Origin of the sequence: Achromobacter sp. MFA1 R4 (genome assembly GCF_900156745.1) — a bacterium.
In the GTDB taxonomy this organism is placed as follows: domain Bacteria; phylum Pseudomonadota; class Gammaproteobacteria; order Burkholderiales; family Burkholderiaceae_B; genus Achromobacter.
Genome location: NZ_LT707065.1, coordinates 6082188 through 6103523, shown reverse-complemented (window position 1 = coordinate 6103523; position 21336 = coordinate 6082188). Strand labels below are relative to the sequence as shown.

Here is a 21336-nt window from a genome sequence, read left to right as displayed (position 1 = left end):
AGGGTGCGATGTTCGGACAGGGCGCGCGGCTTGTCAATCGGCCGGCGCCGCCTGCGCGCTTTCCTGCTGGCGGGTCCACATGCCGGCGTAGATGCCGCCCTGGGCCAGCAATTGCGAATGGCGTCCGCGTTCGACGATGCGGCCGTCGGCCAGCACGATGATCTCGTCCGCGTCCGCCACCGTGGACAGCCGGTGCGCGATGATCAGCGTACTACGGCCCTGGCTGACCTCGCGCAGGTTCGCCTGGATCTCGCGTTCCGTATGGGTGTCCAGCGCGCTGGTGGCTTCGTCGAAGAGGAAGATGGCCGGGTTCTTGAGGATCGTGCGGGCGATGGCCACGCGCTGTTTTTCGCCGCCCGACAGCTTCAGGCCGCGCTCTCCCACTTTGGTCTCGTAGCCGTCCGGCATCGTCAGGATGAGGTCGTGGATGTGCGCCAGCCGCGCGGCGGCCTCGATCTCTGCATCCGTGGCGCCGGGCCGGCCGTAGCCGATGTTGTAGCGGATGGTGTCGTTGAAAAGCACGGTGTCCTGCGGCACGACGCCGATCGCGGCCCTGACGCTGGCCTGCGTGACGTCGCGCACGTCCTGGCCGTCGATCAGGATGGCGCCGCGGTCGGCGTCGTAAAAGCGGAACAGCAGGCGCGCGATCGTGGACTTGCCCGCGCCGGACGTGCCGACGACGGCCACCGTCTTGCCGGCGGGGATGGTGAAGCTGACGCCCTTCAGGATGGAGCGGCGCGGGTCATAGCCGAAATGCACGTCGCGGAATTCGACCGCGCCGCCCGCGATCCGCAGCGGCATGGCGCCCGGGCGGTCCGCCACCTCGCGGTCCTGGCCCAGCAGTTCGAACATGCGCTCCATGTCGATCAGCGCCTGCTTGATTTCCCGGTAGATGAAGCCAAAGAAGCTGAGCGGCGTGTAGAGCTGCAGCAGGTAGGTGTTGACCAGCACGAAGTCGCCCAGCGTGTAGCGGCCTTCGGCGATGCCATTGGCCGCCATCCACATGACCAGGGTCAGCCCCACGGAAATGATGGCGGCCTGGCCCACGTTCAGGATCGAGAGGCTGACCTGGCTGCGCACGGCCGCGCGTTCGTAGCGGGTCAGCGAGGCGTCGTAGCGCCGCGCTTCGTGTTCCTCGTTGCCGAAGTATTTGACGGTCTCGTAGTTCAGCAGGCTTTCGATGGCCTTGGTGTTGGCTTCGGAGTCCGTTTCGTTCATCTGGCGCCGGAACTTGGTGCGCCATTCCGTGACGGCCAGCGTGTAGGCCATGTAGAGCGTGACCGTGGCGCCCGTGGCCAGCGCCAGCCAGCCGTCGAACATCTTCCACAGCACGACGCAGACCAGGCCGATCTCGAAGAAGGTCGGCAGGATGTTGAAGAGCAGGAACGACAGCAGCGTCTGGATGCCCTTGGTGCCGCGTTCGATGGCGCGGTTCAGGCCGCCGGTCTGGCGGGCCAGGTGAAAACGCAGCGCCAGGCCGTGCAGGTGGCGGAAGATCTGCATGCCGACCGAGCGGATCGCGTGCTGGCCGACACGCGCGAAGAGGGCGTCGCGCAGCTCCGAGAACAGCAGCGACAGCACCCGCGCGGTGCCGTAGGCCAGGATCAGGCCCAGCGGCACCGTCACGGTGCCGGGCGCGCCCTTGCCCAGTTCGTCCACCGCCTGCTTGTATAACAACGGCACATAGACGGTCGCGGCCTTGGCGGCGAACAGGCACAGCAGCGCGGCCACGACGCGCGCTTTCAGGCCGGTCTTGCCGGGCGGCCACAGGTAGGGAAAGAGGGTCCGAAGCGTGGAAAAGCCACCGCCCTTGCGGGGCGGCGTTTCTGAAGGATTCATGCTCGCAATGCCGTGGTTGAGGGCGCCTGCGCCAGGGGAGTTACACCGTTTGGAGGGCATTATGGAGCACCGGCGGTACTATTCGAGGGATAACCCCTGGGCCGGATGGTCCTGGACCGGGGGCGATCAAGGCGGTATTTCGGCACGGGCGCAGCGCGTCGGGCCCGATTTTTCTCTTTCATCCAGGGATCCGTCCGGCTGCATCCCTGGTTGCGCGACCTGGCGCGTATTCGCCGCGCGGGCGTCGTGTCGCAAGCTACGGAGGGTCTTATGGCGAAGGTACCCACAGTGAAATTGAACGACGGGGGCAAGATTCCGCAGTTGGGCCTGGGGGTCTGGCAGGTGCCGGACGATCAGGCGGCCTCCAGCGTGAAGGAAGCGCTGGCGGCAGGTTACCGGTCGGTGGACACGGCGGCCATCTATGGCAACGAAGCGGGCGTGGGCGTCGGCCTGCGTTCGGCCGGCGTGGCGCGCAAGGACCTGTTCATCACGACCAAGCTCTGGAACGACAAGCACGGCTACGACGATGCGCACAAAGCCATGGACGAGAGCCTGGAGAAACTGGGCCTGGCCTATGTGGACTTGTACCTCATCCACTGGCCGGTCGCCGGCAGCGAGAAGTTCCTGGACGCCTGGCGCGCCATGGTCGAGATGAAGGAAGACGGCCGCGCGCGCGCGATCGGCGTGTCCAATTTCACACAGTCCAACCTGGAGCGCCTGATGGATGCGTCCGGCGTTGCGCCCGCGGTCAACCAGATCGAACTGCACCCGGGTTTCACGCAGACCGCATTGCGGGCCTTTCATGCGAAGCACGGCATCGTGACCGAGTCCTGGAGCCCGCTGGCGCAAGGCCGCATCACCCAGGAAAAGGTGATCCTGGACCTGGCGCAGAAGCACGGCAAGTCGCCCGCCCAGGTGACGCTGCGCTGGCATTTGCAGCATGGCCTGGTCGTGATTCCGAAGTCCGTCACGCCGGCCCGCATCCGCGAGAATATCGACGTGTTCGATTTCGAGCTGTCGTCCGAGGACATGGCGGCCATCGACGGCATCAAGGAAGGCCCGCGGCTGGGGCCGGACCCGCAGAAGTTCGCGTAGCGCGATCCCGGATGGTTGCCGCGGCGCGCGGGGCCGCGGGGCCGGCCGGGGGGGCTCGCTAGCGCTTGGGTGGAAAGGCCCAATAGCGCACGATGACCACGAGCAGCAGGCTCAGGGTGGTCCAGGACGCCCAATGCCAGGCGCCCGTGCCCAGCAGCGCCGCCAGCAGGCCGAAGATGCTGAGGACACCCAGCACGATGGGCGCGCCCCAGACAAACAGGAAACCGCGGCCGCGCTTGCCTGGCGTAGGGGTCATGCGGGCGTCCTTTGCGGGGCCGCGGCGGCCTGGTGTTTCTTGATGAGTTCGTTGATGCGCGCTTCGGTGGCGCGGCGGCGCGCCAGCCACAGATACAGTCCGCTGACCAGCACGACGATGGTGACCAGGTCGAGCAGGGCCCAGATGATCTTGAGCGGCAGGCCGCCGTAATCGCCGAAATGCAGCGGGCGCGACACTTCCAGCGCGGTCAGGTACCACGGCATGCGGGCCACGGTCGTGAGTTCGCCGGTCCGGCCGTCCACCAGCACGGGCGTGTTCAGCTTGGAGGTCAGGGGCGAGTCGCCGCGCATCCAGGCGATGAAATGCTGCGGACTGCCAAAGGCGTTGCCGGGGAAGGAAATGAACGACACCTCATTGCCGGGCATGGCCTTGCGCGCGGTGTCCGCGGCAAGCTGCGCCGACGCCAGTTGCGTGGGGATGGGCTGGCCCTTGTAGGGCTCCAGGACGCGCGGCAGCTCGGTGGATTGCCACAGCCGGAACAGCGGCGTGGACAGCTCGTTGATGACGCCCGTGATGCCCACGACCAGCGCCCACACCAGCGTGACGATGCCCAGCAGATTGTGCAGGTCCAGCCATTTCAGGCGCGTCGACCGCGCGGCGCGCACGGTGCCGAATTCCAGCTTCTTCATGAAGGGGCCGTAGAGCACGACGCCGGATACGATGGCCACGCAGAACAGCAGGCCCATGAAGCCGAGGAACAGCTCGCCGGCCAGGCCCGCGAAAAGGTCCACGTGCAACGCGAGCATGACGCCCATGAAGGAAAACTTGTCCTCGGTATACAGCGGGCCGTCCAGCAGCACGTCGCCCGTGCGAGCGTCCATGCGGATGGCGTGGCCCGAGGCCTGGCCGTCGCCCGGCGTCTTGGCCATGCCGACGAAGACCTGGGGCTCGTCGGGGTCGAAGAAGAGGTAATCCACGACCTCGTTCGGGTACATGGCGCGTGCGTTGGCGACCAGGGTGTCAAGGTTGGCCGGGGGCGTGCCGGGCGGCACCTGCGATAGCGGCTTGGCGTCATCCAGCCAGTGCTCGATTTCGTGGTGGAACACGAGCGGCAGCCCGGTCAGGCAGATGATGAGCAGGAAAATCGTACAGACCAGGCTGGTCCATTTATGGACCAGATACCAGGTTTTGATGGTGGATGCGGCGGTCATGGCGACGGCGGGAAGGCGGCTTGCGCCGATTCCTTGCAGGGCAGAACGGGAGGAGCCAACATTATCACGAACAAGAGCGATTCTCGTATCGCTATTTGCCGGTTGTTCATTTGCCGTTGTTCATTTGCCGTTGTTCATTCGCCCGTTGTTCATTAGCCCGTTGTGCGTATGACCCTTTCGGCAACCGGGCCTATGCCGGAAGCGCGGAAAAGCGGGTTAAAAAGAAGGGTCAGTTTTTTCCCTGCGGCAACCCGAAACACCATGGAGCAACGTTTTCTGAAGGTCCCGCGCAACGCGTCCGGCCGCGATTTCGCGGTGGGCGACGTGCACGGACATTTTTCGCGCCTGCAGCGCGCGCTGGACGAATTGGGGTTCGACCCCGCCTACGACCGGCTGTTTTCCGTGGGCGACCTGGTCGACCGCGGCCCCGAGAGCGAGGCGGCGCTGGAATGGCTGGCGCAGCCCTGGTTCCACGCCGTGCAGGGCAATCATGAGGACTACGCGATCCGCCACGTGCGCACCGGCGAGGTGGACGTGATGAACTGGCGCGGTTATGGCGGCGGCTGGTTCCTGGATCTGCCTGCCGAGCGGCAGGCGGTGTTTGCCGAGGCGTTCACCCGGCTTCCCATCGCCATCGAGGTGGAGACCTCGGCGGGCGCGGTGGGGCTGCTGCACGCCGATTGCCCCGTGCTGTTCTGGCCCCGGCTCGAATCCGCGTTGCAGGACCGCTACAAGCGCACCAGCGCGGCCTGCCAGTGGTCGCGAGACCGCCTGCGGCAGATGGACCGCACGGGCATCCTGGGCGTGCGGGCCGTGGTGGCGGGGCATACCCCGGTGCCTTCGCCGCTGGCGCTGGGCAACGTCTACCACATCGACACGGAAGGCTGGAATGAAGGCTACTTCACCTTCCTGGACCTCGAATCCCTGCGGGCGTGGCCGCGTGAGGTCGTGACCGACCCCGCACCCGCCAGTTGAGGCGGCGGGGCAGAAGTAAAAAAACGGGCGCCGAGGCGCCCGTTTTGCGTGTTGCGCGGCGCTGTTAAAGCGGCCGGGCCGTCACCGTGCCCGGGCTGGTGACCGCGCTGGCGCGTGCGCCGTCCGGATCGGCGGGCGCGCCCGCGGCCGGGATGGCCTGCGCCGGGGCGCCGCCGCCAGCGGGAATGGCCTGGGCAGGCGGCGCGGCGAGGGCGTTGTCGGCGCGCGGCACGGGAATCGGCATCAAGGGCGGCTGGATGGGGCTGTCCTGGGGCGCGGCGGCGCCGCCGGGGGGCAGCGGCTTGACCGAGGTGTCGACGCCGTCAGTCGAACGGTTGTTGTTCAGGAAGTCGGTCAGCGCGTCGCCCGAGGAGAGGTCCAGCGAGGCGACCGCCTGCCCGGGCGGGAACTCGGAGAAGTAGTACTCGCCGTTGTCCACCAGCAGGCCGTCGGGGCGCGGCGCGGGCTTGGCTTCGGGCACGCCCTTGAGGACCGGCTGCATGTAATCCAGCCAGGTGCTCAGCGCCAGGCCGCTGCCGAATTCATTGGTGCCCAGCGACTTGGGCTGGTCAAAGCCCATCCACACGGTGGTGGCCAGGGTGGGCGTGAAGCCCGAGAACCAGACGTCCACGGCGTCGTTCGTGGTGCCGGTCTTGCCGCCGATGTCGTTGCGCTTGAGCACCTGGTGCGCGCGCGCGGCCGTGCCGTTGACGGTGACGTCGCGCAGGATGTCGTCCATGACCCAGGCGGTGCGCGGGTCGATGGCGCGCGCCTGGGCGTCGCCGGCCACGACGGGCTGCGCCTGCATCAGCACGTTGCCGGAGCGGTCGGTGACGTGGTCGATGAGATAGGGCGTGACGCGGTAGCCGCCATTGGCAAACACGCTGTAGCCGTTGGCGACCTGCAGCGGCGTGGCGCCGCCCGCGCCCAGGGCGAGCGGCAGCACGGCCGGCCAGCGCGACTTGTCAAAGCCGAAGCGCGTCAGGTAGTCCTGCGCGTACTGCGGCGAAATGGCCTGCAGGATGCGGATCGACACCATGTTCTTGGAACGCATGAGCCCCTGGCGCAGGGTCAGCATGGGCTCGTATTTGTTGCCGTCGTTCTTGGGTTGCCACGCCTTGGAGCCGGTCTGCTCGGCCGTCAGCATGAAGGGCTGGTCCGAGATCTGCGTGGCGGGCGTGAGGCCGCGTTCCAGCGCGGCCGCATAGACGAAGGGCTTGATGTTGGAGCCCGGCTGGCGCCATGCCTGCGTGACGCGGTTGAAATGGCCGCGGTTGAAGTCAAACCCGCCGATCATGGCGCGGATGGCGCCATCCTGCGGCACCATCGACACCAGCGCCGCCTGCAGCGCGGGCATGTTGATGATCTCCCAGTTGTCGCCGTTCTTGTGGATGTAGACCACGGAACCGCGGCGGATGCGCTGGCTGTCGCTGGCCTTGGGATTGAGCGCGCGGGCGACGACCGCCAGGGCCTTCTTGTCCGAAATCGTGATGATGTCGCGCCCGCTGCGCGCGACGGTGACTTCGGTGGGACTGGCGGCCAGCACGACGGCGGAGAGCAGGTCTTCGCTGTCGGGGGACTTTTCCTGCACGCCATCCAGGATCTCGTCGAGCGCCTGCGCGTCCTTTTCCACGCCGTCGGGCAGGTCGACCTGTTCTTCCGGGCCCGGATAGACGGCGCGGCGCGTGTAGTCGATGATGCCGTCGCGCACGGCGCGGTAAGCGGCCTCCTGGGCCTTGGAGTCGATGGTGGTGTAGACGTCGATGCCCTTGGAGTAGGTGTCTTCCTGGAAGATGCCGTACATCAGCTGGCGGGCCAGCTCGGCCGGATAGTCGCCGTGCACCGCGAAGCCGCGCGCGCTGCCGCCCTCGGTGCCGCGGATCGTGAGGCGCTGTTTCAGGGCCTCGTCGGTCTGCTCCGGCGTCAGGTAACCCAGCGTCTTCATGCGGCCCAGCACGTAGTGCTGCCGGATCTCCGCGCGCGGGAAGTTGGTGATGGGATTGAAGCGCGACGGCGCCTTCGGAATGCCGGCCAGCATGGCGGCTTCGGCCGGGGTGACCTCGGACAGCGGCTTGCCGAAGTACGTGCGCGAGGCGGCCGCGAATCCATAGGCCCGATGGCCCAGGTAGATCTGGTTCATGTAGAGCTCGAGGATCTGGTCCTTGGTGAGCTCGGATTCGATCTTGAACGTCAGCAGCAGTTCGTAGAACTTGCGCGAGTACGTCTTTTCCGACGACAGGTAGAAGTTGCGCGCGACCTGCATGGTGATCGTGCTGCCGCCCTGGGACTTGGAGCCCTTGACGATGTTGGTCAGCACGGCGCGCGCCACGCCCATCCAATCGACGCCGCCGTGGCTGTAGAAACGGTCGTCCTCGGCCGCCAGCACGGCCTGCCGCATCACGGGGGGGATTTCATCGAAGCGCAGCACGTTGCGGTGTTCTTCGCCGTACTCGCCGATCAGCACCTTGTCGGCGGTATAGACGCGCAGCGGCACGCGCGGCCGGTAGTCGGTCATCGCGTGCAGGTCGGGCAGGCTGGGCCACGCCAGGGCGAGCGCGAGGCCGAGCAGGACGGCGCCGCACAGGGCTGCGCCGGCCGCGGCGATGCCCGCTTTGACCAGGAGAGGTTTCCAGGGAAGGCCCGATTTGCCGCCCGGGGTGGCGGAGGATTGCTGGGGATTGCTCATTGCAGGCGATTCTAGGGCAGAACGGTATAGACCGCCCAGGGCCCGATAAGGTTTCGGTAACGAAATCTGGCTGTGCCCGAGGGGTTCAGCTTTCGTTCAGGTTTCTGGTCACGCCGGGGACGGATTGCAGGTAGCGGTGGGGCGGTGCGCCCAGCGCGCGGTGGAACATGGCCGAGAATGCGCTGGCGCTGCGGTAGCCCAGGTCCGACGCGATGCGCGCCACCGGCACGCCCAGCGACAGCCGGCAGACCGCATCGGCCAGCCGCACCTGCTGCACCCATTGCCGGTAATTGAGGCCCAGCTCGGACTGGAACAGGCGGATCAGCGTGCGGGCGCTGGCGCCGACCTCGCTACCCCAGTCTTCGATGCCGCGCTGCAGGCCGGGCTGGTCCAGGATGGCCGCGCAGATGGCCTGCAGGCGCCGGTCGCGCGGCCAGGGTATCTGGATGGGCACGACGCGCGCGGCCGCCAGTTCCGCGAGGATCAGCGCGGCGATCTGTTCGCTCCGTCCCCCCAGCGGGTAGTCGATGGGTTCGGCGGTCAGCGCCAGGATCAGCTCGCGCAGCAGGCCGCTGACCTCGATCACCTGGCATTGCGGCCAATAATCCCGGGCCGCGTCGGCCTGGATGTAGAGCGAACGCATGGAGACCGCGCCCACCATGTCCACGCCATGCGGCACGCCGGCAGGCACCCAGAGTGCGCGCAGCGGCGGCAGCGCCCAGAAGCCGCTGGGCGTGGTGACCCGCATGACGCCGTCAACCGCATAGATGAGCTGGGCGCGCGGGTGCGAGTGCGAGCCGGTCTGCGCGCCGGCGGCAAACTCCTTGGCCATCGCGGTGACCACGCGGGGGCGGTGCTGGTAGTCCTGCGCGTCAATGCTGCGGGCAGGATCGCGCACGAGGGCGGGACGGGCGGCCATGATGTCACTTCCGACGAAAGGATGAGCGGGATGCCTGAAAGCGCGGCTGGCCTATTTTGTCACTTTGCCGACGGAAATTGGCAGATCGCTTTGCGACCGGATTTCTACACTGACGGCTGATTCCGGGGACCGGCTGGTCCGTCCCCCGGTGATTCATTCCCCGCTGGCCCATTCCTCTCGCAGGCGCTCCATGAACTCCGCCCAGAATCCCGCCGCCGCCATCCCCGCCGCTCCTGCCGCCGCCGCTCCCGCGTCCGATCCGTCCACGGCCTTCAAGGTGCTGGGCGCGATCAGCGTGGCGCATCTGATGAACGACATGATCCAGTCGATCCTGCTCGCCATCTATCCCATGCTCAAGGATTCGTTCAGCCTGACGTTCACGCAGATCGGGCTGATCACGCTGGTCTACCAGCTCGCCGCCTCGTTGCTGCAGCCGTTCATCGGCTTCTACACCGACCGGCATCCCAAGCCGTACTCGCTGCCCGTGGGCATGGGCTTTACGCTGGCGGGGTTGCTGATGCTGTCGATGGCGCCGTCCTTCGGCTGGCTGCTGGCGGCGGCGGTGCTGGTGGGCACGGGCTCGTCGGTGTTCCATCCGGAGTCCTCGCGCGTGGCGCGCATGGCCTCGGGGGGGCGGCACGGGCTGGCGCAGTCGCTGTTCCAGGTGGGCGGCAATGTGGGGTCGGCGCTGGGGCCGCTGCTGGCGGCGCTTTTCATCATTCCGCACGGCCAGGGCAGCGTGGCGTGGTTCTCGCTGGCGGCGCTGTTCGGCATCGTCGTGTTGATGCGGATCGGGCGCTGGTATGCCGCCAACCGCGTGCTGCTCAAGCCGCGCGCGCGCCGCGACGGCGCGGATAACGGGCTGTCGCGCAAGCAGGTGCTGGGGGCCTTGGGCGTCCTGGGCGTGCTGGTGTTTTCCAAGTACTTCTACCTGGCCAGCCTGAACAGCTACTTCACGTTCTACCTGATCGACAAGTTCGCGCTGTCGGTGCGCGAGGCGCAGCTTTATCTCTTCCTGTTCCTGGCCGCCGTGGCGGTGGGCACGGTGGTGGGCGGACCGGTCGGGGACCGCATCGGCCGCAAGATCGTCATCTGGGTGTCGATCCTGGGCGTCGCGCCCTTTACGCTGCTGCTGCCGCACGCCGACCTTTTCTGGACGGGCGTGCTGGTCGTGATCATTGGCGTGGTGCTGGCGTCGGCGTTTTCCGCGATCGTGGTCTATGCCCAGGAGCTGGTTCCGGGCAAGGTCGGCATGATCGCGGGGCTTTTCTTCGGCTTCGCCTTCGGTATGGGCGGCCTGGGCGCCGCCGCGCTGGGCAAGCTGGCCGATGCCACCAGCATCGCCTATGTCTACCAGGTCTGCGCCTATCTGCCGCTGCTGGGCGTGGTGGCCATCCTGCTGCCGCGGGGCGCGCGCCCGCGCGCCTGAATGCGGGTTTTCCGGTAGGCCCACGCCGTCGCCCTGCAAAATTTGCGGTTTTTTGCGCAAGTTAACTGTCAATTACTGCAAAGTGGCCGTCACCAAGCCATCGGCTTGGCGTATTCTTTGTTGCAAGCCGTGCGATCGTCCTGGCGCGGGCTGTAAAGGTTCCAGACGAATAGACGCGCGCCGCCCAGGGTGAGCGCGCGTGGTCGTCTTTTCGCCGTTCTGGTAACAAAAAGCATCAAAAATGCTTGCTTGTAACGCGTTTTCTAGTGCGAACCCAGTGCAACAGCAGTTCCCAAAGGCGGGGCAGGCCCAGAAGGCCTGGGCCGGCATACACCATGACGACTAGCCTGTTTTTCCTGATGTGGGGCCTGGCGACGGCCCTGGCGCTTCCGTTGCTGCTTCCGTTTCACGGCCGCGGCGTCGACGGCGTGCCCGCGTTCATGGCGGCCAACGCGCTTGCCGTGCTGTCCCTGCTGGCCTACGCATCCGCCGACATCATTCCGCCCGCAGCCTATGTGATGGTGTCGAACGCGGCCTGGGCCTGTTCCGCCGCGCTCGTGTATGTGGGCGTGCGGCAGTTTTTCGGCCTGCGCCCGCATGTGCTGCGCACGACCGTGCTGTGCTCGCTCAGCACGGTCGGCTTTGCGCTGCTGCTGTACCGCAACGACAGCCTGGTGCTGCGGATGTTGCTGTATTCGGTCTATACCTGCGTGCTGATGTCGGCGACGGGCGTGGTCATTTTCCGGCAGCGCCGCCAGTTCCAGGCGCGCGGCGTGGTGCTCTACCTGTTGCTGGCGTTCTTCGGCCTGGTGGGTCTGCATGCCCTGCGCGTGTATGTCTATGGCGCCGGCGTGGACACGGCCGTGTCGCTGCTGCAGCCGTCGGCCTGGGGACTCTTTTTCATCGTCTGCGGGTCGGTGACGGTGCCGGGTCTGTTCCTCGCGCTGCTCTTCATGATCCAGACGAGCCAGGCGGAAAAAATGCAGGCCGCGCTGACGTTCGACAGCCTGACGCACGCGTACTCCCGCCGCAGCATCATGGACGAGCTGGAGCGCGAGCTCCTGCGGGCCGAGCGCACCGGCGGCAAGCTGGCCGTGCTGGTGCTGGACATCGACCACTTCAAGTCCATCAACGACCGCTATGGCCACGCGGCGGGTGATACCGCGCTGCGCCACTTCGCGCAGGTGGTGCAGAACGCGGTGCGTTCGAGCGACCGCTTCGGCCGGCTGGGCGGCGAGGAATTCGTGCTGCTGATGTACGACTGCGATCCGGCGCGGGCGCTGGTGCAGGCGCAGCGCGTGTGCGATGCCTTGCGCGACACGCCCTTGTACCTGCAGGGGCTGGAAGTGCAGATGACCACGAGCGGCGGGCTGGCGTCCTACCAGCCGGGCGACAGCGCCGACGGCATCCTGGCGCGGGCCGACCTGGCGCTGTACCAGGCCAAGGCCCAGGGGCGCGACCGCGTGGAAATGGCCTGGAGCGGTCGCGGCCAGGTCCGCGCGGGCAGCGGCCAGATGGCCGCCGCCCCGCTGGCCCTGAACGAGGAAACGGCAGGGACTACGGCTTGAGGTGTTCCGTCAGGAACTTCTCCATGGCCTCGTAGAACTCGAACTTGTTCTCGTCGTTGTGAAAGCCGTGGCCTTCGTTGTCCTTGACCATGTATTCCACGTCCACCCCGCGGGCCTTTAGCGCGGACACCATCTGATCGCTTTCGTCCTTGTTCACGCGCGGGTCCTTGGCGCCCTGCGCCACGAAGAGCGGCGTCTTGATGCGGTCCGCATGCAGCGCGGGCGAGGTCGCGGTCAGGCGGTCGCGATCGCGCACGGGGTCTCCAACCATGTCGTGCATCTTGTCCAGCATCGGCTTCCAGTAGGGCGGAATGGACTTCATGAACGTGAAGAGGTTGGACACGCCCACGTAGTCGACCGCCGCCGCGTACAGATCCGGCGTGAATGCGACGCCCGCCAGCGTCGCATAGCCGCCGTAGCTTGCGCCATAGATGCCGATGCGCGCGGGGTCGGCGATGCCTTGCTCGACCAGCCATTGCACGCCGTCCGTGATGTCGTCCTGCATCTTCAGGCCCCATTGCCCGAAGCCGGCCTCCCAGAAGTCGCGGCCGTAGCCCGTGGACCCGCGGAAGTTCATCTGCAGCACGCAGAACCCGCGGTTGGCGAGGAACTGCACTTCGGGGTTGTAGCCCCAGCCGTCGCGCGCCCAGGGTCCGCCGTGCGGGTTCACGACGCAGGCCAGGTTCTTGGGCGGGCGGCCCGCCGGCAGTGTCAGGTAGCCATGGATGGTCCTGCCGTCGCGGCTCTGGTAGCTGATGGGCTGCACCCGCGACATGTCTTTCTCGGGGATGGCGGGGTTCAGGTCGGCCAGCTTGGTCAGGGTGCCGGCCACGGCGTCGTAGATGTAGCGCGCGCCGGGCGTGCGGTCGTTGTACGCGGCGACGATGAATTTGTTCTCGTCGCGGTTGCCGCCCTGGATGGCGATGTCATAGCCATCCAGGCGCTTGGACAGGGTGCGGTACAGGGCCTCGGTCTCGGCGTCGAAGAAGCGGTACTGCGGCTTGTCCGTCTGGTAGGACGCCACGGTCAGCACGCGGCGCTTGCGCGAGAACGCCGCGCCGTCCAGGTCGACCTCGGCCGGCGTGAAGATGACTTCCTCGGCGTCCGGATTGGCGGGGTCGATGATGACCAGGGACAGCTTGTCGCGCCCGCGGTTGCTCAGGGCGTAGAACTTCTTGTCGTCGAAGGTGAAGAAGGCCGGGCTGACGCTGGTGCGGTAGTCGGTGGTGATGAGGGGGCGGAACTCGGACGCTTCGTCGTCGCGGTAGAGCAGGGTGGTGTTCAGGCCGTCGCTTGCGATGGCGGCGCGCACCTTGCCTGCGTGGTCCGTCTGCCAGCCCACGATGTTGCCGGGGTTCTGGGCCACCAGCACGGCCGCGCCAGTGTGCACGTTGACGCGGTAGACGTCGAACACCTCGGGGTTGCGCTGGTTGTGGCTGATCAGCACGTGGTCGGGATCGTCTTCGAGGTCGTCCTCGATGCCCGCGCGCACGCCCTCGTAGGGCGTCAGGTCGGTGATCTTGCCCGTCTTCGCGTCGACGGCCAGCACGTGGAAGTTCTCGTCTCCGCCGAAATCCTTCTGGTAGAGCACCACGTCCGCGCCCTTCCAGAAGTAGGCGCTGATGTCGCGCGCGGTCTCGCGGGTCAGTTGCCGCGGTTCGCCCACGAGCTGGCTGCCCTGCAGGGGCTGCACAAAGATGTTCATGCGGGCGGGATGGCCGTCCACGCTGGTGGGCTGCATGAAGGCCAGCGTCTGGCCGTCGTCGGACAGCCGGAAAAATCCGCGTTCCGGATTGCGGAAGAAGTCTTTCAGGGGATAGGCGCGGGGAGGCGGCTGCGTGGCGCAGGCACCCAGGGTGGCGCCGACGATGCCGGCGGTCAGGACGGTGCGCAGGAATGAGAACAAGGGAAACCCTCCGTGGTGACGATCCGCGTTGCAGGGGACGCGCGGGACGAAGGGGCGCACGCGGACGCACGCGCGCCAGTGGCGGCGCTGCGGCGGGCCGGTCCCGGCGGCTCGTCGATAATGCCATAGCCGCGCAAAGGGTGTCGAACCGGCCCCACTTATCCCGCCAGGCCGTTTGCGGGATAATCGCGGCAATTCTTCTGGAGATTTACATGTACAGGAATCTGGTCGCGGCATCGGCGCTGGCCCTGGGGCTGGCTGGCTGCTCGATGGGCATTTCGCAGGACGGCTCGTCGCCGCACAGCGAATTCAAGGCGCCGGTGGCCTTCAAGGACGCCTACGATGCGGTCATCCGCCAGTCCAACGCCTGCCTGCGCAGCACCGACAATGCCTACCGCGTGGTGTCCGACCTGAACGAAAGCGCGCAGTCCGGCGTGGTGCGCGTGCTGGCCCCTTATTCGGACCGCGAGATGTCGCGCGTCGACCTGAAATCGCTGGGGGCAAAATCCACGGACGTGCGCATCGTGATGTGGGGCAAGGGCACCTGGGACGCGGCCGCCATGCGTGCGATGCAGGACGCGGTGTATTACGGCCTGGTGTCGTGCAGCACCTACATGCCGCTGGACCCGCGTCCGCCCGTCAAGCCGTCGCGCGACCTGCCGAAGTAAGGCGCGCGCGCTGGATCAGTCTGGGTCGGTCTGGGTCAGTCGCCGCCCGGACGGCGGCGGATGATCTTGAAGGTGGCGGTGGCGCGCGCCACCAGTTCGCCGTCGGCGCGCCGGATGTCGCCCTCGCAGAAGGCGATGGACGCGCCGCGGCGCAGGCAGCGCGCTTCGATCACCAGGTCGCCCGTGCCCGGGGACAGGAAGGTGGTGTTCATGTCTATCGTGGCCATGCCTTCGGTGGCGTCCGCGGACCCGCGCGCCGCGGCGCTCAACGTGAAATCCAGGACGCTCATCAGCGTGCCGCCGTGCACGTCGCCGCGGCTGTTGGTGAGGTCTTCGCGCCAGGGCAGCGTCGTGCGGGCATAGGCCGGCGCGATGCTTTCGGGCACCAGGCCAATGAAATGCATGAAGGGAATCGTCAGGCCGAAGTAGTCGGTTGTGGGGGCGGATGCAGTCATGGAACCGTCGTGTGCGGGAATGGGTAGCGGATTGTCGCCGGTCATAATATATGTTTTTGCCACGGGATTGAGGCCATGACGGGGCAGGAGACTGCGCGTTCCCAGCGCAAGATCGTGCATGTGGACATGGACGCTTTCTATGCGTCGGTGGAGCAGCGCGACAACCCCGAACTGCGCGGCAAGCCGGTGGTGGTGGCCTGGACCGGACCGCGCTCGGTCGTGTGCGCGGCCTCTTATGAGGCGCGGCGCTACGGCATCCATTCAGCGATGTCCGCCATCAAGGCGGAGCGCCTTTGTCCGCACGCGATCTACGTGCCGCCCGATTTCAACCGCTACCGGGCCGTGTCGCGCCAGGTCCGGCAGATCTTCGCCCGCCATACCGACCTGATCGAACCCCTGTCGCTCGACGAGGCCTATCTGGACGTCACGCACAACAAGTGCGGGCTGCCTTCGGCCACCGAGGTCGCGCAGGTCATCCGCCAGCAGATCCGCGAGGAAACCGGCCTGACGGCGTCGGCCGGCGTGGCGCCGAACAAATTCCTGGCCAAGATCGCGTCCGACTGGAACAAGCCCGACGGCCTGTTCGTGGTGCGTCCCAACAAGGTGCTGGCGTTCCTGGAGCCCTTGCCCGTGCGCAAGGTGCCGGGCGTGGGTAAGGTCACCCAGGCGCGGCTGGAGCAGCTGGGCATCCAGACGGTGGGCGACCTGGCCACGCACAGCGCGCAGGAACTGGAGCATTATTTTGGCCGCTACGGCCGCCGCCTGTATGAGCTGGCGCGCGGCATCGACGAGCGCGAGGTCCAGACCGACCAGCCCTTGCAGCAGGTGTCGGCCGAAACCACGTTTTCGCAGGACGTCCGGCTGGACGCCGTGGGCGAGGCGCTGGACCGCATGGCGGAAAAAGTGTGGGACCAGGCGCTGAAGAAGGGCGCCCTGGGCCGCACGGTGGTGCTCAAGTTGAAGACCGACCGCTTCCGCATCCTGACGCGCAGCCAGACCAGCGCCCAGCCGCCGGCGTCGGCGGCGGAACTGGCAGCCCTGGCCAGGTTGCTGTGCGAACGCGTCGAACTCCCGCCTGAAACGCTGTATCGGCTGGCGGGCGTGGGCATGAGCAACTTCGCGGATCCGGCGCAGCAGTCGCGCCAGCCGGACCTGTTTGGCGGCGCGTTTTAGGCGAGGCGAGCCTTCACCTGCTGCGACAGCGCGGTCATGTCCGCGCGTCCGGCCAGGGCCTGCTTGAGGATACCCATGACCTTGCCCATCGCGGGCGCGCCGGTCACGCCTTGCGCGGCCACTTCGGCCAGCGCGGCGTCGATGGCGGCGGTCACTTCCTCGGGCGTGGCGGCCTGGGGCAGGAATTCTTGCAACACGGCCAGTTCGGCCTTTTCCTGTTCCGCGGTTTCGGTGCGGCCGGCCTGCTCGAACGCGGCGATCGACTCGCGGCGCTGCTTGACCTGCTTTTCGATGATGGCGGTGATTTCCGCGTCGGACAGGTCGCGGCGTTCGTCCACTTCCTTCTGCTTGACGGCGGCCAGCAGGAAACGCAGCGTGGTCAGGCGCTCGGCGGCCTTGGCGCGCATCGCGTCCTTGACGGAGTCGGACAGGCGGGTCTTGAGCGTAGCAGTGCTCATGGGTAAACCTTTGTGGTGTTGCGGTAAACGGGAAGTTTAAACCGGGCGGGGGCGGGCAGGCTGCCCCGCCCCGGGCTTACTTCACGGTGGCGAGGTCGCCGCGCAAGGCCACGCCCGCGACCATCGCGCCGGCGTGGCATTCGTAGTCGGTGGTGCTGCGGTATTCGTTCTTGCGGTAGTAGCTGACGATATTGGTGACGGCATTGGCGCCCGCCTTCTTGGCGGCTTCATGCAGGGCGATCACGGCCGATTGCGCCACCCACAGGCAGGCATCCGCGTCCTTCTTGGCGAAGGCATTCGTTTTGCGGTTGGTGATCACGCCGGCTTCCAGCACTTTGCCCTTGGGGCCCGTGCCGGCCAGGTAGAACTTCACACTGCCGTCGATCTTGCCGGCCGCCTGCGCGGCCTCGATGGCGGCCTGCATGGGAAGGTGGACGGTGCGATCCGCGGCCAGGACAGGCGCCGAGACAGCGAACGACAGGGCCAGCGCGCCAGCGAGCTTGCAGTGAAGGTTCATGATTTGCATTCCTTGGGAAGACAGTGAAAAAGCGGAGTGGAACGGGTGCCAGGGCAGCGTCATGGCCAGCGCCGGAAGATCAGGGACGTGTTGATGCCGCCGAACGCGAAATTGTTGTTCATGACGAATTCGTTGTTCATGCGCCGGCCTTCGCCCGTCAGGTAGTCCAGGTCGCCGCACAGCGGGTCGACATGCCGCAGGTTCAACGTCGGCGCGTACCAGTCGTTGCGGAGCATCTCGATGCTGAACCAGGATTCCAGCGCGCCGCAGGCGCCCAGCGTGTGGCCGAGGTAGCTTTTCTGGGAGCTGATGGGCATGCGGTTGCCGAAGAGCCGGGCCGTGGCCTGGGTCTCGGCCACGTCGCCTTGCTCGGTGGCCGTGCCGTGGCCGTTCACGTAGCCGATCGCGTCGGGCGAAAGGCCGGCATCGGCCAGCGCCATCTCCATGGCGACGCGCATGGTGGCCGCTTCCGGGCGGGTGATGTGCGTGCCATCCGAATTGCTGCCAAAGCCGACGATTTCCGCGTGGATGTGCGCGCCGCGGGCCTGCGCGTGTTCCAGCGATTCCAGCACCAGCATGCCGCTGCCTTCGCCGATGACCAGTCCGTCCCGGTCGCGGTCGTAGGGCCGGGGCGTCAGTTCCGGCGTGTCGTTCTTCTGGCTGGTCGCATACAGCGCGTCGAACACCAGCGCCTCGCTGGGGCATAGCTCTTCGGCGCCGCCGGCCAGCATCAGGTCCTGGCGGCCGTAGCGGATGGCTTCGTAGGCGTAGCCGATCCCCTGGCTGCCGGAGGTGCAGGCGCTGGAGGTCGGGATGATCCGGCCCTTCAGTTCGAAGAAGATGCCGATATTGGCGGCGGTCGTGTGCGGCATCATGCGCACATAGGAGTTCGCGTTCAAGTCGTCGGTCACGCCATTGAGCAGCATGTTGCCGAAGGCGCGGATTTCCGCCGTGCTGCCGACGGACGACCCGCAGGCTACGCCCATGCGCCCGTCGGTGATGCTGCGATCGCCAAGCAGTCCCGCGTCGGCCAGCGCGATTTCCGCGGCCCGCACCGCAAGCTGCGAGACGCGGCCCATGCTGCGCAATTGCTTGCGCGTCCAGTGCGACGGGGCCTGGAAATCCTCGACCGGCCCGCCCAGGCGGGTGTTCAGCTCCGCGTAGCGCGACCAGTCCGGCATGACGCGGATGGCGCTGCGGCCTGCCTGGAAAGCCTGCTGGATGCGCGGCCAGTCCGATCCCAGCGCGCTGATGCCGGCCATGCCGGTGATGACGACCCGCTTCATCAGCACAGTCCTCCATTGACGGCGATGACCTGGCGCGTGATGTACGCGGCGCCGGGGGACATCAGGAATGCCACGGTCGCGGCCACTTCTTCGGGCTTGCCCATGCGTTGCGCGGGGACGGCTTTCAGGATTTCATCGACGGGCACATGTTCGTCGATCATGTCGGTGTCGATCAGCCCCGGCGCGACGCAGTTCACGGTGATCTGGCGCTTGGCCAGTTCCACGGCCAGGGCCTTGGCCGCGCCGATCAGGCCGGCCTTGGAGGCGCTGTAGTTCACCTGGCCGCGGTTGCCGACCAGTCCGGAAACGGACGCCATGCATACCACGCGCCCCGGAGCGCGGCGCCGGATCATGGGCATGGCCAGCGGGCTGAGCACGTTGTAGAAGCCATCGAGGTTGGTCCGCAGGACCTGGTCCCAGTCATCGCCGGTGAGGGCGGGAAATGCGCCGTCGCGTGTCAGGCCGGCGTTCAGGACCACGCCGTAATAGGCCCCGTGGGCCTCGATGTCCGCCTGCAGCGCGGCGGCGCACTGCGCGCGGTCGGCCACGTCGAATTGCAGCACGCGCGCCTTTTGGCCGCGGGCCTGCACTTCGGCCTGGACGGCTTCGGCCTGGGCGCGCTGCTGGCGGCAGTGCAGCACCAGATCGTGGCCGGCGTCGGCCAGGGCCAGCGCGATGGCGCGGCCTATGCCGCGGCTCGAGCCGGTGACGAGGATGGGGTCGGCGCTCATTGGGGGGCTTCTTCCTGCATAAAGGTTTGCGGGTCGCTGGGCTGATAGACGTTCAGGCGGGCTTCGGCCAGCAAGCGGGTCGGGTCGCGCAGTTCACATTCAAAGACGCTCATGCCGCTGGCGTCGATCAGGCCGCGCCGGACATGGATGGTGACGGCGGCGCCCGCGGGCAGCGAGGCCGCATGGCATTCATAGCGCCGCGTGCCAAGCAGGAAACCCAGCTTGACGGCTTCGTTCGCCTGCCGCGCCTGGCATCCCGCCCAGGCGCCCACGGCCTGCGCCATGAGTTCCATCCCCAGCCACGGCGGCAGCGAACCGTCCGCCAGCGAATAGGGGCCCGGCCGGATGACGGCATGCGCGGTGAGGCTGTCCGCGTCGTAGTGGCTGACCGTGTCGATCAGGATCATGTTGCCCGCGTGCGGCAGCAGGCTGGCCACCGGCCATGGGATCATGGATGACCTCCGAATACGAGGCTGGCATTGTTGCCGCCGAAGGCGAAGGAGTTGCTCATCGCCACGCGGCGCCGGCCCGCGGCGTAGCGATGCGCGGGGGTGCTGAATTCCAGCGCGGGCAGCGCCGGATCGGGATGGCCGTCCCAGACATGGGGCATGAGCCGGCCTTCGGCGTTGGACGCGGACAGGGTGATCCAGGCCAGCGCGGCTTCCAGCGCGCCTGCCGCGCCCAGCGTGTGGCCGGTCAGGGCTTTGGTCGATGCGCAGGGCACGCCGTTCGGAAACACGGCGTTCGTGGCGTGGCTTTCCATCGCGTCGTTGTGAGGGGTGCCGGTGCCGTGCAGGTTGAGCCACCCGATGCTGGCGGCGTCCACGTCCGCCGACCGCAGGGCGGCCAGCATGGCCCGGCGGGCGCCTTCGCCGGTGGGGTCGGGCGCGGACATGTGCCAGGCGTCCGAGCTGGCGCCGCCGCCGAGCAGCGCCACGGCATTCGCATCGGCGGGGTCGCGCTCCATCAAAAAGAGGACCCCGGCCTCGCCGATATTGATGCCGCGGCGATGGACCGAAAACGGCGTGCATAGCGCGTCGTCGACGGCTTCGAGCGTGGCGAAGCCGTTGATGGTCAGGCGGCACAGCGTGTCGGCGCCGCCGCAGACCACGGCGTCGCACAGGCCCAGCCGCAGCAGGCGCTGCGCCGACAGCAGGGCGCGGGCGCTGGACGTGCAGGCCGTGGAAAGCGTGTAGGCCGGTCCCGTCGTGCCCAGCCAGTCGGCGAGGAACGAGCCGGGGGACGACAGGGCCTGTCGGCGGTAGTCGTAGGTGGCGGGCCAGGCGCCATGCTGGCGCAAGTCGCGGAATGCGGGCGCGTTGTCATTGACGCCGGACGTGCTGGTGCCCAGCACCACGGCGACGCGGTCCGCGCCATAGCGGGCGATGGCGGCGCGCAGCGGCGCCTCGATCTGCGCCGCGGCCGCCAGCAGCAGTTGATTGTTGCGGCTGTGGTGATGCGCGGGCACTTCCCGGGGCAGGGCCGGCAGCGCGCTCGTGCAGGCCCCCAGCGTCAGGACGCGGCCATTGACCCAGCCGGCCTGGGCGCGCATGCCGGTGGTGTCGCCGGCGAACGCGGCGCGGCCGACGGCCTCGACGCCGGCGCCAAGCGCGCACACCACGCCGGGGGTGCCTAGCCAGGTCATCATGGCTGCTCCTTCAAGGGGGTGATCCGCCACGTCACGTCGTCGGCGGTCCGGATGGAAAACGCCGGGCCTTGCGCATCGCCCGGCCAGGTGACGGTCCAGCGCGCCTTGCCCTGCCCGAGCAGAACGCGCTGCGTCACGCCGCCGCCGGGCCCGGCGGCGCGCCACGACGCGGCGCCGTACTCGGCGTCCAGATCCGCTTGCGGCGTCCAGGCGAACATCAGCGCGGCGAACAGCTCGCGCGCCTGCGCATTGGGGCGCATGAAGCCATCGTTGCGCCATTGGCCCCGTTCCAGCATCTGCCGCGCCTGCGGCACCCCCATGGGATCGAACAACGACCACCGCAGGGCGGCGCCTTCGCGCTGGACCACGAGGAGCAGGTCGGCGGCGGGCTGGCCGGGCGCCGTCTGCGCCACGTGCAACTGGCGCGGCAGCGCAAAGCCGGCATCGTGGGCGGGCAGGGGCGGCGCGCCGGCGCAACCGGCCAGCGCCAGCAGCGCAAGCGCCAGGCTTCGGCGTACGGTCGGGAAGAGGGCGGCAGCGGCGTTCATGGGGCGG

20 protein-coding genes are annotated in these 21336 nt (G+C 67.6%); 6 read left to right on the top strand and 14 right to left on the bottom strand.

Annotated features, from left to right (window positions below; translation table 11 throughout):
* Nucleotides 1–33: 33 nt before the first annotated feature.
* Nucleotides 34–1839, bottom strand: coding sequence for an ABC transporter ATP-binding protein/permease (locus BXA00_RS27925; RefSeq protein WP_076521624.1), 1806 nt, complete (start codon nucleotides 1837–1839; stop codon nucleotides 34–36).
* Nucleotides 1840–2109: 270 nt separating this feature from the next.
* Between BXA00_RS27925 and BXA00_RS27920 the strand changes: the two genes are divergently transcribed.
* Nucleotides 2110–2934, top strand: a complete 825-nt coding sequence (locus tag BXA00_RS27920) for an aldo/keto reductase (RefSeq protein ID WP_076521623.1) — start codon at nucleotides 2110–2112, stop codon at nucleotides 2932–2934.
* A gap of 58 nt (nucleotides 2935–2992) precedes the next feature.
* On the opposite strand, the gene BXA00_RS27915 is transcribed toward BXA00_RS27920, so the two are convergent.
* Nucleotides 2993–3190, bottom strand: coding sequence for a hypothetical protein (locus BXA00_RS27915; protein ID WP_076521622.1), 198 nt, complete (start codon nucleotides 3188–3190; stop codon nucleotides 2993–2995).
* Nucleotides 3187–4362, bottom strand: a complete 1176-nt coding sequence (locus tag BXA00_RS27910) for a PepSY domain-containing protein (RefSeq protein ID WP_076521621.1) — start codon at nucleotides 4360–4362, stop codon at nucleotides 3187–3189. Before BXA00_RS27910 ends, BXA00_RS27915 begins: the two co-directional genes overlap by 4 nt.
* A 261-nt stretch (nucleotides 4363–4623) precedes the next feature.
* On the opposite strand from BXA00_RS27910, the gene BXA00_RS27905 reads away from it, so the two are divergent.
* The gene (locus BXA00_RS27905) at nucleotides 4624–5337 is read left to right on the top strand and encodes a metallophosphoesterase (RefSeq protein WP_076521620.1); all 714 of its coding nucleotides are present in this window, start codon (nucleotides 4624–4626) and stop codon (nucleotides 5335–5337) included.
* Nucleotides 5338–5401: 64 nt separating this feature from the next.
* Here the strand turns inward: BXA00_RS27905 and BXA00_RS27900 are convergent, their stop codons facing one another.
* The gene (locus BXA00_RS27900; RefSeq protein WP_076521619.1) at nucleotides 5402–8023 is read right to left on the bottom strand and encodes a penicillin-binding protein 1A; all 2622 of its coding nucleotides are present in this window, start codon (nucleotides 8021–8023) and stop codon (nucleotides 5402–5404) included.
* Nucleotides 8024–8108: 85 nt separating this feature from the next.
* Complete coding sequence (locus tag BXA00_RS27895) at nucleotides 8109–8942, bottom strand: helix-turn-helix domain-containing protein (RefSeq protein ID WP_076521618.1); 834 nt, start codon at nucleotides 8940–8942, stop codon at nucleotides 8109–8111.
* A gap of 190 nt (nucleotides 8943–9132) precedes the next feature.
* Here BXA00_RS27895 and BXA00_RS27890 point away from each other — a divergent pair, with 190 nt between their 5' ends.
* Nucleotides 9133–10371, top strand: coding sequence for an MFS transporter (locus tag BXA00_RS27890; protein WP_076521617.1), 1239 nt, complete (start codon nucleotides 9133–9135; stop codon nucleotides 10369–10371).
* A 335-nt stretch (nucleotides 10372–10706) separates the two neighbouring features.
* A complete protein-coding gene (locus BXA00_RS27885) occupies nucleotides 10707–11939 on the top strand; it encodes a GGDEF domain-containing protein (protein ID WP_076521616.1) in 1233 nt (410 codons plus the stop codon).
* Here the strand turns inward: BXA00_RS27885 and BXA00_RS27880 are convergent.
* Nucleotides 11929–13845 (bottom strand): S9 family peptidase, encoded by a 1917-nt coding sequence (locus tag BXA00_RS27880; protein WP_076521615.1) that lies wholly within the window; start codon nucleotides 13843–13845, stop codon nucleotides 11929–11931. The genes BXA00_RS27885 and BXA00_RS27880 overlap by 11 nt on opposite strands.
* Before the next feature lie 212 nt (nucleotides 13846–14057).
* Here BXA00_RS27880 and BXA00_RS27875 point away from each other — a divergent pair, with 212 nt between their 5' ends.
* Nucleotides 14058–14513 carry a BPTD_2524 family lipoprotein gene (locus BXA00_RS27875; protein WP_076521614.1) on the top strand — a complete coding sequence of 152 codons (456 nt, stop codon included), beginning with the start codon at nucleotides 14058–14060 and terminating at the stop codon, nucleotides 14511–14513.
* A 35-nt stretch (nucleotides 14514–14548) separates the two neighbouring features.
* On the opposite strand, the gene BXA00_RS27870 is transcribed toward BXA00_RS27875, so the two are convergent.
* On the bottom strand, nucleotides 14549–14968 hold the full coding sequence (locus BXA00_RS27870; protein WP_076522155.1) for a PaaI family thioesterase: 420 nt from the start codon (nucleotides 14966–14968) through the stop codon (nucleotides 14549–14551).
* 75 nt (nucleotides 14969–15043) lie between these two features.
* Here BXA00_RS27870 and dinB point away from each other — a divergent pair, with 75 nt between their 5' ends.
* A complete protein-coding gene (gene dinB, locus BXA00_RS27865; protein WP_076521613.1) occupies nucleotides 15044–16141 on the top strand; it encodes a DNA polymerase IV in 1098 nt (365 codons plus the stop codon).
* Here dinB and BXA00_RS27860 read toward each other — a convergent pair.
* From BXA00_RS27860 to BXA00_RS27830, 7 genes are all read right to left on the bottom strand, one after another.
* On the bottom strand, nucleotides 16138–16599 hold the full coding sequence (locus BXA00_RS27860; RefSeq protein WP_076521612.1) for a GatB/YqeY domain-containing protein: 462 nt from the start codon (nucleotides 16597–16599) through the stop codon (nucleotides 16138–16140). The two genes, dinB and BXA00_RS27860, sit on opposite strands and share 4 nt — an antisense overlap.
* 76 nt (nucleotides 16600–16675) lie before the next feature.
* Nucleotides 16676–17116: an excinuclease gene (locus BXA00_RS27855; RefSeq protein ID WP_076521611.1), complete on the bottom strand. Its 441-nt coding sequence runs from the start codon at nucleotides 17114–17116 to the stop codon at nucleotides 16676–16678.
* Nucleotides 17117–17175: 59 nt separating this feature from the next.
* Entirely contained in the window at nucleotides 17176–18402 is a 1227-nt protein-coding gene (locus tag BXA00_RS27850; RefSeq protein ID WP_076521610.1) for a beta-ketoacyl-ACP synthase, read from the bottom strand.
* The gene (gene fabG, locus BXA00_RS27845; protein WP_076521609.1) at nucleotides 18402–19133 is read right to left on the bottom strand and encodes a 3-oxoacyl-ACP reductase FabG; all 732 of its coding nucleotides are present in this window, start codon (nucleotides 19131–19133) and stop codon (nucleotides 18402–18404) included. Before fabG ends, BXA00_RS27850 begins: the two co-directional genes overlap by 1 nt.
* On the bottom strand, nucleotides 19130–19585 hold the full coding sequence (locus BXA00_RS27840) for a hotdog family protein (protein WP_076521608.1): 456 nt from the start codon (nucleotides 19583–19585) through the stop codon (nucleotides 19130–19132). Before BXA00_RS27840 ends, fabG begins: the two co-directional genes overlap by 4 nt.
* A complete protein-coding gene (locus BXA00_RS27835) occupies nucleotides 19582–20781 on the bottom strand; it encodes a beta-ketoacyl-[acyl-carrier-protein] synthase family protein (protein WP_076521607.1) in 1200 nt (399 codons plus the stop codon). Before BXA00_RS27835 ends, BXA00_RS27840 begins: the two co-directional genes overlap by 4 nt.
* Entirely contained in the window at nucleotides 20778–21329 is a 552-nt protein-coding gene (locus BXA00_RS27830; RefSeq protein WP_076521606.1) for a hypothetical protein, read from the bottom strand. The genes BXA00_RS27835 and BXA00_RS27830 overlap by 4 nt, the downstream gene beginning before the upstream one ends.
* Between the last annotated feature and the right edge of the window lie 7 nt (nucleotides 21330–21336).

Excerpts from the sequence above, each read along its gene's own strand:
- BXA00_RS27925 (WP_076521624.1), bottom strand. The coding sequence starts at position 1,839 with ATGAATCCTTCAGAAACGCCGCCCCGCAAGGGCGGTGGCTTTTCCACG.
- BXA00_RS27920 (WP_076521623.1), top strand. The coding sequence starts at position 2,110 with ATGGCGAAGGTACCCACAGTGAAATTGAACGACGGGGGCAAGATTCCG.
- BXA00_RS27915 (WP_076521622.1), bottom strand. The coding sequence starts at position 3,190 with ATGACCCCTACGCCAGGCAAGCGCGGCCGCGGTTTCCTGTTTGTCTGG.
- BXA00_RS27910 (WP_076521621.1), bottom strand. The coding sequence starts at position 4,362 with ATGACCGCCGCATCCACCATCAAAACCTGGTATCTGGTCCATAAATGG.
- BXA00_RS27905 (WP_076521620.1), top strand. The coding sequence starts at position 4,624 with ATGGAGCAACGTTTTCTGAAGGTCCCGCGCAACGCGTCCGGCCGCGAT.
- BXA00_RS27900 (WP_076521619.1), bottom strand. The coding sequence starts at position 8,023 with ATGAGCAATCCCCAGCAATCCTCCGCCACCCCGGGCGGCAAATCGGGC.
- BXA00_RS27895 (WP_076521618.1), bottom strand. The coding sequence starts at position 8,942 with ATGGCCGCCCGTCCCGCCCTCGTGCGCGATCCTGCCCGCAGCATTGAC.
- BXA00_RS27890 (WP_076521617.1), top strand. The coding sequence starts at position 9,133 with ATGAACTCCGCCCAGAATCCCGCCGCCGCCATCCCCGCCGCTCCTGCC.
- BXA00_RS27885 (WP_076521616.1), top strand. The coding sequence starts at position 10,707 with ATGACGACTAGCCTGTTTTTCCTGATGTGGGGCCTGGCGACGGCCCTG.
- BXA00_RS27875 (WP_076521614.1), top strand. The coding sequence starts at position 14,058 with ATGTACAGGAATCTGGTCGCGGCATCGGCGCTGGCCCTGGGGCTGGCT.
- BXA00_RS27870 (WP_076522155.1), bottom strand. The coding sequence starts at position 14,968 with ATGACTGCATCCGCCCCCACAACCGACTACTTCGGCCTGACGATTCCC.
- dinB (WP_076521613.1), top strand. The coding sequence starts at position 15,044 with ATGACGGGGCAGGAGACTGCGCGTTCCCAGCGCAAGATCGTGCATGTG.
- BXA00_RS27860 (WP_076521612.1), bottom strand. The coding sequence starts at position 16,599 with ATGAGCACTGCTACGCTCAAGACCCGCCTGTCCGACTCCGTCAAGGAC.
- BXA00_RS27855 (WP_076521611.1), bottom strand. The coding sequence starts at position 17,116 with ATGAACCTTCACTGCAAGCTCGCTGGCGCGCTGGCCCTGTCGTTCGCT.
- BXA00_RS27850 (WP_076521610.1), bottom strand. The coding sequence starts at position 18,402 with ATGAAGCGGGTCGTCATCACCGGCATGGCCGGCATCAGCGCGCTGGGA.
- fabG (WP_076521609.1), bottom strand. The coding sequence starts at position 19,133 with ATGAGCGCCGACCCCATCCTCGTCACCGGCTCGAGCCGCGGCATAGGC.
- BXA00_RS27840 (WP_076521608.1), bottom strand. The coding sequence starts at position 19,585 with ATGATCCCATGGCCGGTGGCCAGCCTGCTGCCGCACGCGGGCAACATG.
- BXA00_RS27835 (WP_076521607.1), bottom strand. The coding sequence starts at position 20,781 with ATGATGACCTGGCTAGGCACCCCCGGCGTGGTGTGCGCGCTTGGCGCC.
- BXA00_RS27830 (WP_076521606.1), bottom strand. The coding sequence starts at position 21,329 with ATGAACGCCGCTGCCGCCCTCTTCCCGACCGTACGCCGAAGCCTGGCG.